This window comes from Paenibacillus sp. FSL R5-192 (genome assembly GCF_000517845.1).
GTDB classification, from domain to species: domain Bacteria; phylum Bacillota; class Bacilli; order Paenibacillales; family Paenibacillaceae; genus Paenibacillus; species Paenibacillus amylolyticus.
The window spans coordinates 51,359-67,400 of sequence record NZ_ASPR01000046.1 but is presented as its reverse complement, the minus strand read 5'-3'; the positions used below and the strand labels follow the sequence as shown (position 1 = coordinate 67,400).

The 16,042-nt window shown below is 42.3% G+C and carries 9 protein-coding genes; 5 read left to right on the top strand and 4 right to left on the bottom strand.

Translation table 11 applies throughout. The features are described from left to right. Nucleotides 1-9 precede the first annotated feature (9 nt). The 3 genes from C161_RS22065 (at nucleotide 10) to C161_RS22055 (ending at nucleotide 10,968) form a co-directional block, all read left to right on the top strand. A complete protein-coding gene (locus C161_RS22065; protein ID WP_051449873.1) occupies nucleotides 10-9,831 on the top strand; it encodes a non-ribosomal peptide synthetase in 9,822 nt (3,273 codons plus the stop codon). Nucleotides 9,832-10,243: 412 nt separating this feature from the next. After that, entirely contained in the window at nucleotides 10,244-10,675 is a 432-nt protein-coding gene (locus C161_RS22060; RefSeq protein WP_235193890.1) for a hypothetical protein, read from the top strand. Between the two features lie 110 nt (nucleotides 10,676-10,785). After that, nucleotides 10,786-10,968 (top strand): YjfB family protein, encoded by a 183-nt coding sequence (locus C161_RS22055; RefSeq protein ID WP_017687882.1) that lies wholly within the window; start codon nucleotides 10,786-10,788, stop codon nucleotides 10,966-10,968. Between the two features lie 128 nt (nucleotides 10,969-11,096). Here the strand turns inward: C161_RS22055 and C161_RS22050 are convergent, their stop codons facing one another. Then, a complete protein-coding gene (locus tag C161_RS22050; RefSeq protein ID WP_268745232.1) occupies nucleotides 11,097-11,720 on the bottom strand; it encodes an HAD family hydrolase in 624 nt (207 codons plus the stop codon). Between C161_RS22050 and C161_RS22045 the strand changes: the two genes are divergently transcribed. Continuing rightward, nucleotides 11,687-12,253 (top strand): HAD hydrolase family protein, encoded by a 567-nt coding sequence (locus C161_RS22045; protein WP_235193900.1) that lies wholly within the window; start codon nucleotides 11,687-11,689, stop codon nucleotides 12,251-12,253. The genes C161_RS22050 and C161_RS22045 overlap by 34 nt on opposite strands. Before the next feature lie 98 nt (nucleotides 12,254-12,351). Here C161_RS22045 and C161_RS22040 read toward each other — a convergent pair whose 3' ends face one another. Then, nucleotides 12,352-13,458 (bottom strand): hypothetical protein, encoded by a 1,107-nt coding sequence (locus C161_RS22040; protein WP_036672787.1) that lies wholly within the window; start codon nucleotides 13,456-13,458, stop codon nucleotides 12,352-12,354. A 164-nt stretch (nucleotides 13,459-13,622) separates the two neighbouring features. Here C161_RS22040 and C161_RS22035 point away from each other — a divergent pair, with 164 nt between their 5' ends. Next, the gene (locus C161_RS22035; protein WP_017687885.1) at nucleotides 13,623-13,805 is read left to right on the top strand and encodes a YjfB family protein; all 183 of its coding nucleotides are present in this window, start codon (nucleotides 13,623-13,625) and stop codon (nucleotides 13,803-13,805) included. A gap of 127 nt (nucleotides 13,806-13,932) precedes the next feature. Here the strand turns inward: C161_RS22035 and C161_RS22030 are convergent, their stop codons facing one another. Together C161_RS22030 and C161_RS22025 are read right to left on the bottom strand one after the other, a co-directional pair. After that, entirely contained in the window at nucleotides 13,933-14,670 is a 738-nt protein-coding gene (locus C161_RS22030) for an HAD family hydrolase (RefSeq protein WP_051449872.1), read from the bottom strand. Between the two features lie 71 nt (nucleotides 14,671-14,741). Then, nucleotides 14,742-15,791, bottom strand: a complete 1,050-nt coding sequence (locus C161_RS22025) for a zinc-dependent alcohol dehydrogenase (RefSeq protein WP_036613515.1) — start codon at nucleotides 15,789-15,791, stop codon at nucleotides 14,742-14,744. Nucleotides 15,792-16,042 lie beyond the last annotated feature (251 nt).

Below are 16,042 nucleotides of genomic sequence, written 5' to 3'. Positions count from 1 at the left end.
GGGTGCCGTATGTCTATTTTTAAGAAACAGGAATCGTATTGGGCAAGCCGATTTGAAGATGATGATCACCTTGTTCATTTGCCTTATTGCAAGACAACCTCCAAACACCCAGACGATACGCAGCACCAGAATGATATATATAAGTCTTTGTCAGCCGATGTTTCATATAAAATCAAGTCCATGTCGCGAAATGCTCCTATGGCGATCTATACGATCTTATTAACGGGAGTTCAGTGTCTGTTATATAAATACACGAATGAAACCAAGATGATTATTGGTATACCAACGATGGAAGAAAAGAACACTGATCTATCGCTCTCGAATAAGGTTCTTATCTTAAAAAATAATATCAATCATGTGATGTCATTCAAATCCTTATTTAATCAAGTGAAGACTAGTTTAACTGAAGCCGTTCAGCATCAACGAATCCCTTTCAGAAAAATGGTTGAACGTTTAAATGTTCAGTATGATTCGAACCATGTACCTCTAATTCATACCTTGGTTTCGTTAAATGAAATTCATCCTGCCCTTGATGAAAATAACGTAAAAGCGGCGACAATGTTCCGCTTTGATCTCGAGAACGACTTCATTCAGTTAAGATTAGTTTATGATGATGATCGTTATGATCGCGATTATATGGTACAAATTGTAGAGCATCTTGACCAATTGTTTTCCGTAGTTCTAAACCAACCTGATCTGGAGTTAAGTCAAGTTGATATGTTATCAGAGTTTTATCGAAACAAGCTGTTATATGACTTTAACGATACAAGGGTGGGGTATCCACAGAACAAAACGATGCATCAATTATTTGAAGAACAGGTGGAACGAACACCGGACCATCCGGCAGTCGTATTTGAGAATAGACAGTTAACGTACAGAGAGTTAAATCAAAAATCCAACCAATTGGCCCGATTGCTTCAAGCTAAGGGGGTGCAGGCGGGTCAGTTCGTTGGCATTATGGCAGAGCGCTCACTTGAGATGATCATAGGTTTATTCGGTATTCTAAAAGCTGGCGGGGCATATGTCCCAATCGATCCGGAATATCCGGCAGACCGTATTCACTATATCCTTGAGGATTCAAAAGTGGCTTGGTTGCTGCATCAAAGTCATATACAGAAGCCGGAACATTATGCGGGGACATGTGTCATTCTGGATTCTGAAATAAATCACCATGATCATCATTTAAATTTGGACGATGGAGCGATCTCCAGTGATTTGGCATATATGATCTACACGTCTGGAACAACAGGTCATCCCAAAGGCGTAATGATTGAACATGCCAGCATTGTGAATTCCCTGCAATGGAAATCGGATTTTTATCAATTGACCGGAGATGATCGAATATTAATGCTGAATCCTTTCGTTTTTGATTCATTTATTACTCATTTCTTTGGTCCGATGATATCTGGCTCGACGGTGTATTTGTTAAACCAGCAACAGTGTAAAGATGCTATAGACATCAATACGATGATCAAAAAACAGCAAATCACGCACATCCAAAGTCCACCTAGTTTCTTGATGACCCTATTGGAACGAGTAAGCGCGGAAGATTGGGCATCCATGAAAAATGTGGTGGCTGCGGGAGAGAAGATTGTTCCTGCCTTAATACACAAATTGCAGCGCATCAATCCACGCATCGAAGTGTGTAATGAATACGGTCCAACCGAAAATAGTGTTGTATCCACAGTTCTGGTGATCAAGTCGGCAGATCAAAATATCTCAATCGGGAAGCCTATTGCGAACAATAGAGTCTACATTTTAGGAGAACGGAATGAATTGCAGCCTATTGGAGTTCAGGGAGAATTATGTGTAGCCGGAGCAGGGCTATCCAGAGGTTACTTGAACCGTCCAGATCTGACGGCGGAGAAATTCGTAGATGATCCATTTCTTTCGGGAGCGAAAATGTACAAGACAGGTGACTTCGCAAGATGGCTGCCCGATGGGAACATAGAGTATATAGGAAGGGTAGATCATCAAGAGAAAATTCGAGGACACCGGATTGAACTTGGTGAAGTGGAGACGGCTCTTCTAAATAGTACCCAGATAAAAGAGGCCATCGTCATAGCCAGAGAAGATGAAACAGGAACCAAACAATTATGTGCGTACCTGGTAGGGGAGGACGTAATCACCATCGGGGAACTGCGGGAGGCGCTGTCCCAGCAACTGCCAAACTACATGATTCCGTCCTATTTTGTACAGCTGGATCAGATGCCGCTCACGTCTAACGGGAAAGTCGATCGCAAAGCTTTGCCTGCTCCCAAAGAATATATGTTGAAGGGCATGGAGTACGAAGCACCCCGAACGATGGTGGAACAACAACTTGTATCGATCTGGGAAGAGGTACTTGGGGTAGAGAACATTGGGATTTTGGATAATTTCTTCGAGCTTGGAGGAGATTCGATTAAATCCATTCAAGTCTCTTCAAGATTATATCAAGCAGGTTACCAGGTACAGATGGATCATCTGTTTAAAAATCCAACCATAGCAAGCTTGATTCCCTATGTTCAACCCATAAGTACCCTGTCAGAACAGGGAATCATCACTGGAAAAGTGATGCTGACTCCAATCCAGCATTGGTTTTTTGAGCAATACAAGGTAGATGCCCATCATTATAATCAGTCCGTGATGTTGTATCGGAAAGAAGGTTTTCACGAAGTCACACTTCGCCGTGTATTCGATAAATTGAGTGAGCATCATGATGCACTTCGTACAGTATATCGCCTTACAGAACAGGGTTATGAAGCGTGGAATGAAGGGTTGGCAAGGGAATCCTTATATACACTTGAAGTGATGGACTTCAAGTCATTAGCAGATCCGTCTCAACAGATCGAGAAGAAGGCAAATGAAATGCAAAGCACGTTCACTTTGGAACGTGGACCTTTGATGAAGCTGGGCGTATTTCAATGTGCAGACGGAGATCATTTACTCATCGTTATTCATCACCTCGTCATCGACGGGGTTTCATGGCGAATTTTGATTGAAGACCTATCCAGAGGATATGAACAATTAAGTGATGGAGAATCGATTCAACTACCGCAAAAAACGGCTTCATTCCAATTATGGGCAGAACAGCTTCAGTTGTATGTGAACAGTGATGCGATAACGAAAGAGATTGCATATTGGAATGAAATTGAACAAGCAACCTATAAGCCGTTACCTACAGATTTTAAAGCGGATCATGCACTGGAAAAAGACAGCGAAGAAATCACGATGGAATGGTCAGCGGCAGAAACGGAACAATTATTAAAACAAGCGAATCGTGCGTATAAAACGGAGATTAGCGATTTGCTGCTCCATGCATTAGGCATGTCTATTCACCAATGGACGGGCATGGATAAAGTGCTGGTCAATCTGGAGGGACATGGAAGAGAACAAATTTTACCGGATCTCGATATTACACGAACGATCGGATGGTTTACGAGCCAGTATCCGGTTGTACTTGATATGGAAGCAAGTTCAAATATGTCTCTTTTCATCAAAACAAACAAAGAAATGATTCGTCAAATCCCTAAAAAAGGGATTGGTTATGGTATTTTACGATATTTAAGTGCACATCAGCAAGAAACGCCCTTTACCTTGAATCCTGAAATTAGTTTTAACTATTTGGGTCAATTTGATCAGGATCTTCAGAATAGCGGGATGCAGATCTCTCCCTATCCAGGCGGAACAACAGCAAGCGACAATCACAGAAGAAATGTTCTTATCGATATGAATGCCTTAATTGTGGAAGGCAAATTGACGTTGTCCCTTCGGTATAGTCGCACCCAATATCAAAAAGAAACGATGGAGCGAGTGGTAACATATTTTAGAGATCATCTGCAAGAAATCGTGATGCATTGTGTGACAAAAGAGAAGCCGGAATGTACACCAAGTGATCTAACGTTAAAAGGAATTACCATTGAAGAATTAGAAGGATTTGTTCAAGAATCGGAACACATTGGTGAAATCGAAGATATATATGCTTTGTCACCGATGCAAAATGGAATGTTCTTTCATCATTTGCTTCATTCAAAGTCTGAAGCGTATTTCCTTCAAACTACGCTGGATCTTCATGGTCCGTTAGACGTGGAAGCATTTACGAAGAGTCTGGATCAGTTGATGCAGCGTAATTCGATTCTCAGAACAAATTTTCATAGCAAATGGAATAATGGACCTCTGCAAGTGGTATACCGTCATAAACGGAATGGGCTAACATACGAAGATTTGCGTGAGATGAATGAAAAAGATCGTGAAGCATACGTGGCAGAATATACAAGAGCAGATAAAATAAAAGGTTTCGACCTGTCTCAGGATGTGTTAATGCGTATTTCGATCTTGCAAACGCATGACCAAACCTATCGTTTCATTTGGAATTATCATCATATTTTGATGGATGGCTGGTGCCTGTCTCTTGTAATCCAGGAGTTGTTTGATGGATACTTTGCTATTCAGGAACAACGAAAACTGGAGGCAAAGAGTACGATTCCATACAAACACTATATTGAATGGCTGGACAACCAAGATCATGAAGAATCCCTGAAATACTGGCGTGACTATCTGCAAGGTTATGATGAGCAGACCACTTTGCCAAAAGAACATTCGATTACGAAGAGTGATGAATATCATTCAGAGCATATGATTTGTACATTAAGTCAGGAATTAACCGGACAAATCGCACAAGTGGCCAGTCAGAATCAGGTGACGCTGAATACGTTTATGCAAACAGCCTGGGGAATGTTGCTACAGATATATAACGGCAGTGAGGATGTTGTATTCGGAAGCGTGGTGTCGGGCAGACCTGCGGCGATTGTTGGAGTTGAGCGAATCATTGGTTTATTCATCAATACCATTCCTGTACGCGTTCAGACTCAAGGTAACGAGACATTTGCAGCGGTTATGAAGCGGAATCAGGAACAAGCTGTCGCTTCGCATCCACATGACACGTATCCGTTATACGAGATTCAAGCGGAAACATCGCAAAAGCAAAATTTGATTGATCATATCCTGATATTCGAAAATTATCCTGTACAGGGCATTATGGAACAGTTTGGGGATGAGGAAGAGACAGCTCTTCGGATTACGAATGTAGAAGCAGATGAACAAACAAATTATGACTTTAACCTGATTATCAAACCAGGCCAATCCATGAAATGTATGTTCTATTACAATGCTAATGTCTATGACCGGGCAAGCGTAGAACGCATTCAAGGTCACTTGATTCAGATGTTGGAGCAAGTGGTCAACAATCCGAATATTCCGATCCATGACATTGACTTGACCACAACACAGGAGAAAACACAAATTTTGGAACAGTTTAATGATTCTATGGCTGAATATCCAATGGACAAGACAATTCATGGACTGTTTGAGGAACAAGCAGTAAGAACTCCCGGAAACGTTGCGGTTGTATATGATGATCGACATTTAACCTATCAAACGCTGAACGAGAAAGCCAACCAATTGGCAAGAACGTTGAAGGCTAAAGGCATTCAAAATGATCAGTTAATCGGGATCATCGCTGATCGTTCGCTAGACATGGTTGTAGGAATCCTAGCGATTTTGAAAGCGGGTGGCGCATACGTGCCGATTGATCCTGAATATCCGGAGGATCGTATAAACTACATGCTTGAGGATTCGGGTGTACATGTATTATTAATGCAAAGTCATTTGCAAGAACGCATCTCTTTTGCAGGAGAGGTCGTTTGCCTGGATCTACTTGAGTCCTATCATGAAGATCATTCCAATTTGGGAATGACTGCTGCACCAACAGGCCTGGCATATGTAATTTATACCTCAGGAACGACAGGTAAACCAAAAGGGACATGTATTGAACATAAAAATGTGGTGCGATTGTTGTTCAACAGTAAAAATTTGTTTGATTTTAATGCATCAGATACATGGACATTATTCCATTCCTTTTGTTTTGATTTTTCGGTATGGGAAATGTACGGGGCATTGCTCTATGGCGGAAAACTGGTTATCGTACCTCAAATGACGGCAAAAAGTCCGGAACAATTTCTACAATTGCTAAAAGATGAGCAAGTGACGATATTGAATCAAACGCCAACGTATTTCTATCATCTTCTTCAGGAAGAACTGGCAGGTCATGCAGCAGATCTGAAATTAAGAAAAGTGATTTTTGGAGGAGAAGCCCTCAATCCCGTGTTATTGAAGAAATGGAAGCTGAAATATCCATTTATCCAGTTAATTAATATGTATGGGATAACCGAAACAACGGTTCATGTAACGTATAAGGAAATAACCGACATTGAAATACATGCTGGAAAGAGCAATATTGGAAAACCAATCCCGACGTTGCAGACCTATATTTTGGATAAACATCAACGCATTCAACCGATCGGTGTCCAGGGAGAATTAGTTGTAGCAGGTGAGGGCCTTGCCAGAGGTTATCTGAACCGGCCTGATTTAACCGCAGAGAAATTTGTTGATCATCCATGGATTACTGAAGGGAAAATGTATCGAACAGGAGATGCCGCGAGATGGCTGGCGGATGGAAATATTGAATATCTGGGACGAATCGATCATCAAGTGAAAATTCGCGGTTACCGAATTGAGCTTGGCGAAGTGGAAACTGCGCTTTTGCAAATAGACTCCATTCAGGAAGCGGTCGTTATTGCCCGTGAGCATGAGGATGGTTCGAAGCAGTTGTGTGCGTACTGGAAAGGCGACAGCTCACTGACAGCAAAGAAAATCAGAATGGCATTATCTCATGAAATTCCGGATTATATGATCCCGTCTTATTTTGTTCAATTAGAGCTTATACCGTTAACTTCCAATGGGAAGGTTGACCGTAAGGCATTGCCATCTCCACAAGAACATATGCAAAAAGGGACCGAGTATATGGCACCGCAGAACGCTGTAGAACAAGCGATCGTCGCTGCCTGGGAAGCTGTGCTTGGTGTTCAAAAGGTTAGCACATCAGATCATTTCTTTGAACTCGGGGGCGATTCGATTAAATGTATTCAAGTTTCCTCACGACTGCTTCAAGCGGGGTATAAAGTGGAAATGAAGCATTTCTTCACCTATCCGACAGTAGCGGAGTTGAGTGAACACGTTACATCCGTGAGCACTATTTCTGACCAAGGGGAAGTTACGGGACAAGTGATGCTGACACCTGTTCAGCGCTGGTTCTTTGATCAAAATATGGTGGACGTACATCATTACAATCAGGAAATGATGTTCTTTCGTGAAAAAGGGTTTGATATCCGCTTTATTCACAGCATCATGGATAAGATCGTTAAACAGCATGATGCTCTCCGCATCCTTTATAGACAAGCGCCTGAGGGCGGATATGAAGCGTGGAATCGAGGGGCAGACGAAGATGGATTATACAGTCTTGAAATCGTTGACCTCAAAACAGAAGCAGATCCTGCATCGTTCATTGAAAATAAAGCAAAAGAAATTCAGAGTGGTATGGATCTGTCTCACGGACCTTTGATCAAACTTGGGTTGTTCCAATGTGCTGAAGGGGATCACCTGCTTATTGCCATCCATCACTTGTTGGTAGACGGGGTTTCATGGCGTATTTTATATGAAGATATTCAGACAGGGCAAGACCAGTTCTTAAGAGGTGAAGAAATTCGGCTTCCTCAAAAAACGACCTCGTTTAAACAATGGGCAGAACAATTGTCTACGTTTGCAGACAGCCCGGCGATGAAGCAAGAGAATCCATACTGGAGTCGTGTGGAGCAGGTCCAGCTAAGCCCGCTGCCTAAAGATATGGATTGTGATGAGACGATTGGCAAAGATAGTGAAACGATCACCGTTCATTGGACAGCAGCGGAAACCGAGCAATTATTAAAGCAGACACATCATGCGTACCATACGGAAATTAATGATATATTGATAACGGCATTGGGAATGGCTGTTCATGATTGGACAGGCATGGGAGAAATCCTCGTAAATCTGGAAGGGCATGGTAGAGAAGACATCCTGCCAGAGCTGGACATTACGCGTACAGTGGGATGGTTTACGAGTATGTACCCCGTTATGATTACGATGGAGTCCGGGGCTGACTTATCAAGGAAGATTAAGACCGTCAAGGAAGGACTGCGCCAGATCCCAACCAAGGGCATTGGTTACGGGATTTCGAGGTATTTGTCACATGGAGATGAAGAATTCAAGTTAGAGAAAAATCCCGAAATTAGTTTCAACTATATGGGACAGGTGAATCAGGATTCGGGCCAAGATGGTATTAAATTCTCGCATTATTCCAGCGGGCCATCTGTAAGTGAAAACAACAAGAGACCATTTGTGCTGAATATCAATGGCATTGTTACAGAGGGTCGGTTGTCGCTGTCCATCAACTATAGTTCAAAACAATATCGCCGGGAAACGATGGAGCAATTGGCTTTTCTCTATAAGGAAGGTCTTAATAGAGTCGTTGAACATTGTGTAACGAAGGAACAAACCGAGCTGACGCCAAGTGATATTTCATGCAAGTCATTAACCATTGATCAATTGGATCAAATCGTGGAACACACTGGGCACATCGGTCGAATCGAAAATGTGTACCCACTTACACCATTACAGAAGGAAATGTTGTACGAAAGTGAACGGAATCCAATTTCGGGCGCTTACTTTGTACAAATCATGTTTGATATGCGTGGAGATTTGGATGTTACCTCTTTTGCGCAAAGTTTGGATCAATTAATGCAAAGGCATGCGATATTAAGAACTAATTTTTACAGTGATTTCGTGGATATCCCTCTTCAAATCGTGTATCAAGAGAAGAAATTTGAATTTAATTATGAAGTTGTAGCTGGCACAAGTGAGCTGCAACGTAAAACGTATGTTGACAAGTATATCGAGCAGGACAAGGCAAGAGGATTTGACTTACAACGAGATTCGCTAATACGTATGTCTGTTTTACGAACAAAGCATGAGGAATACCGCGTCATATGGAGTTTTCACCATATTTTGATGGACGGTTGGTGTATGTCTCTGGTAAGCAAGGAAATATTCGAGAATTACTTTGCGATTCGGGAGAATAGAAAGCCTCAAGTGACTCTATTAACACCTTATAGTCAATTCATTGAATGGCTGGAACAGCAAGATCATCAAGGTGCAATAACCTATTGGAGTCATTACCTGGATGGTTATGAGGAGCAAACGAAACTGCCTGGAGAAAAAATCAAACCGAAACATGAAAGACAGGATTCTAGAACGCTAAGCTGTTATTTGGATGATGTACTAATCGAGCAAATGAAACAGATTGCAGAACAGCAGCATGTAACTCTCCATACGTTAGTACAGACGGCCTGGGGTGTATTGTTGCAGCAATACAATGAAAGTATCGATGTTGTTTTCGGAAGTGTTGTATCGGGCAGACCGCCTGTCATTCCTGGGATCGAAAGTATGATTGGGTTATTTATTAATGCGATTCCTGTTCGGATCCAGGCTCAGGTCGATGAGTCATTTATATCTCTAATGAAAAGGAATCAGGCACAAGCTGTGGAGTCACATGCATATGATACGTATTCGTTATATGATATTCAAAATCTGACCAAGCAAAAACAATCTCTGATTAATCATGTTGTTGTGTATCAGAACTTCCCGGTAGAGAACCGAATGGAGAGTCTGGGTCAGAAAGGTGAAACACCGCTTGAGATTATGAATGTTGGGGGTACAGAACATAATAGTTTTGATTTTACTTTGATCGTCAAGCCTCATGAAAATATGAAGATCATATTGATGTACAATGCCAATGTGTATGACCCATCTACCGTTGAACAGATTCAAAAACACTTTATTTTCATGATTCAACAGGTAGTAAGTAACCCGGAAGTTAAAATAAACGAACTTGCGTTGAGTACGTCGAACAGTTATTAGACGTGAACGGCAAACTTTAACGAACCTCAGTAACGTTATTTCATCATATCAGGGTGTCAGATCCAAAAAAATCGACCCAATCGACGAAATAACGTCTCTGTGATTCGTTACACCATAGACCTGTGCAAATCAGAGCGAATAGCGTGTGCCAGGTTCATTAGAATAAAATAACGTTAATAAGGGGTGCCATAAGTCATGCTCTCATGACTTATGGGACGCCCCTTTTTATTGCTCTGTTTGTTTGGATAAGCCCCCGGCTGAGCAACAAAATGAGGTTATTCCCGTCTGGGAGGTATGGAGAACATACTTAAGGGGTGTGGAGATGAAACGATTATGTACAATCTTCATCATAATATTGTGTATCAACAGCGGTTGCAGTTGGAAAACAAATCAGCCTCCTATCGCCAATTCTATGCCCCAAGAAATGCCTGGGGATTTTAATTTCCTGGTTCGTTTTGGGTATGGTGAAGTGACCAAAAATGAAATAAACAGCTATGAGGATCAGGTTGTTAAGGACCTCATTAATAAAGAAACGGCCACGGCAGATATTACCTTAACCACAGAAGAGATGCGCAGCATCTATAAAAAGATGTATGAGATGAACGTGATGGGGATGGAGGATGTCGCCTTTACCGGTTCAAACTGTTCGAAAATACCTTATAATGAAGATAACTGGAAAATTACTGTAGATGGAGAAATGAAGTCTCTTACGTGGTCGGATCAACATTGTGATGTCACAAGCGAGGCAGATCAGCTGTTGAAACTGCGGAAGTTCATTCAACAGATCGTTGAAACGAAAGAAGCCTATAAGGAATTGCCTGAAGCTGAGGGAGGGTATGAATGAATGGAATGGATTCCCGTATACATTTTGATCGACCTTTTAACAATTCCTCCCTTCTGACCGATATATAATAAGTACATCTATGTAATCAGAAAGTGAAAGGAGTGCAGAACATGGATATTGCAGCATTATCAATGGCGATGAGCCAAGCTTCAGTAGTGCAGTCGGCAAGCTTGCAAGTGATGTCGATTACGAAAGACATGGCACAGCAGCAAGGCCAGCAGATGGCAGAAATGTTGAAGTCAGTGCCTGCTCCTCATCCCAATCTGGGTGGAAGTCTCGATCTTTCGGTTTAGTTGAAATACAGCATGTGTCCTCATGTAACACCCATTGCAGCAAGCAAAACCCAAACAGCTCCAATTCGAATGAATTGAAGCCGTTTGGGTTGTTTTTTTTCTAAATACATTCCGAAATTATGATCTTCTCAGCACAACTTCGACAAACTTGGCAATCTGCCTTCAAAGGGCAGCGTATCCTTCAATGTCCATAACTCATCGTAACTGGAAATCTGAAGATCGGCTTTGGACAAGTCCTGATTGCCTGATCCCGGATTACGATATCCGATGCAGCGCATGCCTGCACTTTTGGCGGCGTGAACACCATTGCGCGAGTCCTCGATCACCAGACAATTTGAAGGGGATGCACCAATCATCTCAGCGGTGGTCAGGAAAATATCTGGTGCTGGCTTGCCGTTCGTAACTTCCTCACCTGTCATTCGCACCTCAAAGTATTGCCCAAGTCCGGTTTTGTCCATGATCAAATCGATCAGTGCACGTGGAGAGGAAGAAGCTACAGCTATGGGTATGTGTTGCTCATGCAGCCAGCTTAACCAGCGTTCCACGGAAGGCATTGCCGTCAAATTGGGATGGGCGAGCATCGTTTGCATCACATTATGCTGGTGATAAGCAAATATTTCTTCCAGCGTAGCTGTCAGCTGATGTTTTTCCAATACTTGCTGCCACATGGATTCCAGCGTAACTCCAACATAGGCATGATGTTCTTCATCAGTCACCACTGCGCCAAAATGGGCAAAAGAGCTGCGCTCAATCTCGAAATAAAAACGGCATTGACTTCTACCTTGAATCCAATTCGGCTCTGTATGCGAGTAGCAATCTTCAACCTCACTTGGAACGCCGCATCTATGGTGATGTGGAGAATGACCCTGTAGCCAGAGAGAAGAAGGAGCTGAAATCGCACCCGTTTATTGCCGGATTAACGTATGGAGAGGCCGACCTGTATAAGGATGATGTGAACAAAGTATGTTTCTTGGAGAGCTCAGCCATCCCGTTTGAGCGGATCAAGCAAGAGTTTGAAGGAAAATTCGAAGTCATTCAGTGCACTGTGCCGATCTTTGGTGAAGGAAGTGGTGAACTAATGATCCCTGGCATTCACAAAGCGATTGCGATCGCCGATCTGCTGAAGCATTTAGGCATGTCCCAAGAAGATACATGCGCCATCGGTGATGGCATGAATGATGCCGAGATGTTGGAATTTTGTAATATCAGAATTGCCATGGGGAATGCAAAGCCTGGACTGAAAGCCATTGCAGATGTTATTACTGGAACAGTAGAGGAAGATTGATTGTATCATAGTTTTGTGAAGTATGGATTGATTGAAGGGTAAGTTAATTCACTAATGAACAGCTAATAAAAAGAGAGCAACCTAGTTGCTCTCGAATTTTAGTAATCGGACCATGAATATATCTGTCCATTGTAGAAGGATACGTAGGTATTTCCATAGACCCAAATATCAATAGAACCTAATGAACTAGTAGAGTTACTGGTGCTATTTGGACTCCCCCAAGAAAGTAACACTTGATTAAACGTCATCCCTAATTTGATCTTTTGCTGACTAATAAGTTTCCAGATGTTTGAAGACCAGCCTGGGTAATCTTTTTTAGGGTCACTGTCATAGAACAACCCATTAATAAATTCATTTGGATCGTCTGTAACAGGCAACTTGAACGTAATCGACTTCCCACTAGCTCTTTTGGCTTTCACAATTACATTATTTTTTTTAATATCAACGGAAAGAATTTTTATTTTTTCTAAATGATAAAGCGGATTTGAAGAAGGTAAATTATTTTTGTTAGCCCAATATTCGCCCCCCTTAAAAGCGATATGTATGAAATATTCGTAATCAAAATAATAACAAAAATTCGAAAATCCAATGTCCTTATATATGTATTCTGTGACGGTCTTTCCATTTGCTGATTGTATAGTTACTTCCGTGAGTTGATAAAGTTGGGTCATGCTGACGATCCAGCCAGGTTGATCTAGTGCATATGAGTATACTTTTGATCCAAAAACGGAACGATATGCTTTGGGAACACTAAGGACTCCGTTCATTAATTTCTTAGTCCGTGTTGCTCCGTCCTCGTCTCCCCATATAAATGCTACCATTAAATTATCTTCATTCCTGCCTGAGTAACCGGAAACCTTTAGAAACTTCTCGAATGATATGTAGGTTATTCCTTTGTACAAAATGGTGTCTTTCTTACTTACTTGTTCTTTATTTAATTTGGTTTTGACTTCAAATCCATTTCCTACAGCAATAAGTGAACCGATTTGTTTGAACATTTTGATAGGAATGTAGACGGTACCGTTATCCGCTAGGTATGCTTGATCGTTGAAACTCGCAAGCTTTCCATCAATAAATATAGTGTATTCAATATCACGGTAGGACTCAGTTAGGGGATTACCAGCCGCTAACGTGTAAGGCGGAAGTAATAAGAACAGTAAACTAAAACTAATAAAAATACAGATCAATTCCTTAAAACCCTTCATTACAAGTCTCTCCTTTAATTTTTTTTACCTTAAGACTATAGCATTAAGCTAACAGCCATAACAGGTAATTATTTGCTTGATCTGCTTTGTTCAACATTTTCTCATCACTGTCCGATTTATAATAAGTACATCTATGTGATCAGACAGCGAAAGAAGTGCAGAACATGGATATTGCAGCATTATCAATGGCGATGAGCCAAGCTTCAGTAGTGCAGTCGGCAAGCTTGCAAGTGATGTCGATTACAAAAGACATGGCACAGCAGCAAGGCCAGCAGATGGCGGAAATGTTGAAGTCAATGCCTGCTCCTCATCCCAATCTGGGTGGAAGTCTCGATCTTTCGGTTTAGTTGAAATTATAGCATGTGTCCACATGTAACACCCATTGCAGCAAGCAAAACCCATACAGCTCCAATTCGAATGAATTGAAGCCGTATGGGTTGTTTTTTTCTAATACAATCCGAAATTACGATCTTCTCAGCGAAACTTTGACAAGCTTGGCAATCTGCCTTCAAAGGGCAGTGTATCCTTCAATGTCCATAACTCATCGTAACTGGAAATCTGAAGATCGGCTTTGGACAAGTCCTGGTTGCCTGATCCCGGATTACGATATCCTATGCAGCGCATGCCTGCACTTTTGGCGGCCTGAACACCATTGCGCGAGTCCTCGATCACTAGACAATTCGAAGGAGATGCACCAATCATCTCAGCGGTGGTCAGGAAAATATCTGGTGCCGGCTTGCCGTTTGTAACTTCCTCACCTGTCATTCGCACCTCAAAGTATTGTCCAAGTCCGGTTTTGTCCATGATCAAATCAATCAGTGCACGTGGAGAGGAAGAAGCAACGGCTATGGGTATATGTTGCTCATGCAGCCAGCTTAACCAGCGTTCCACGGAAGGCATTGCCGTCAGATTCGAATGGGCGAGCATCGTTTGCATCACATTATGCTGATGATAAGCAAATATTTCTTCCAGCGTAGCTGTCAGTTGATGCTTGTCCAATACTTGTTGCCACATGGATTCCAGCGTAACTCCTACATAGTTATGATGTTCTTCATCAGTCACCCTTGCTCCAAAATGGGTAAAAGAGCTGCGCTCAATCTCGAAATAAATCGGTTCGCTGTCAATCAGTACACCATCCATGTCAAAAATGACCGCTTGAATGATGTCATCATTGGGGGCTCCCAGTCCGTTAGATTCTTTGTTCGCTGCCATGTTGTATTCCTCCTCCAGGATTGTGTATACATATATCTCTAATGTAATCCATTCATGGTTAACGTTCCACTTCAGAAACTGGAACCGCTGGATTGCAGCACAACTTTAATGGCATGTGAAGAGGCTTGAAGTGTGCGTCCCTGGATATCACAGCCAAGTGTGCGGAATGCTTCTTCGTAATCCTCCAACGGGAAGGAGTGGGTGATGATTTTTTTTGCCGGAATAATCCCTTGTTCAATCATATAATGTGCGGTTGCAAATGTTCCCAGAGAATCGATGGAACCAATAATTTTCAGACTGCGGTCCACAACTTCTTTGGGATTGAAGGATGTGTTTCCATCTCTCAGACCAACCAGCATCAGGTAACCGCCGCTGGCGAGCTGGGAAAGTACTTGTGTGCCCACAACGCCCGTTGTATCCACAATCATATCGACCTGCTGGGTTGCGGGTGACAGTAATTCTATGGCATTTTCGAAGGATGAATGAACTTCCCAACGATCAGGTGCAATGGAACCAGCAATGGCTAAGCGTTCTTCGGAGATGTCAACCAGACAGCCGGTAACCCCTTTGGAAGCGAGCGCGTAGCTGTACAGAATGCCGATCGGGCCTGCACCGAGGATGATTGTTCTGAAATTCGGCAGTAGATGAATCTGATTAATCCCCGTCAGCATACAGCTGAGTGGTTCCGTCAAAGTTGCTTCTTCATAGCTCACATGCTCCTTCAATTTGTACAAAAAACGATCCTCGGTCACATAATAATCTGTAAATGTTCCGTCAGCACTCACACCTGTCTCGGTAACAGACTTATGTGTGCAATGATTTTGTCTGCCTGTTCTGCACATGTCACACTGTCCGCAATAGTAGGTAGGGTCGATCACAACACGGTCGCCCGCTTGTAATGTCGTTACCGCAGAGCCAACATCAATGACTTCCCCGGCAGACTCATGACCGAGAATGACAGAAGGAACTGCATGATATTTGCCGCTGACAATACCGAGATCGGTACCACATACACCTGTCGCCCGAATACGAACCAACACCTGATTATCTCTTGTAATTTCCGGGACAGGCCGTTCCTCAAGCGCCACATCCCAAGCCGATTTGTATACCAATGCAAGCATGATATAACCTCCTTATAATAATAAAAAATATAAATATAGCGATTCATTTGAAAACAGTTTCAGACAAGATACGAAAGTAGTGAAGGGACGAAATTGATCCTGGAGAAGCGGAGCATTCGCCTCAAAGTTTTCAGAAAGCTGCTTCGAAAGCATACGCTATCAATGGATTTTTCCCTTGGGAAAGGGAAATCAAGAAAATCCGTGGATAACAGCGATCATAAGAACGATTCGTAACCGAAACGACCACTTCG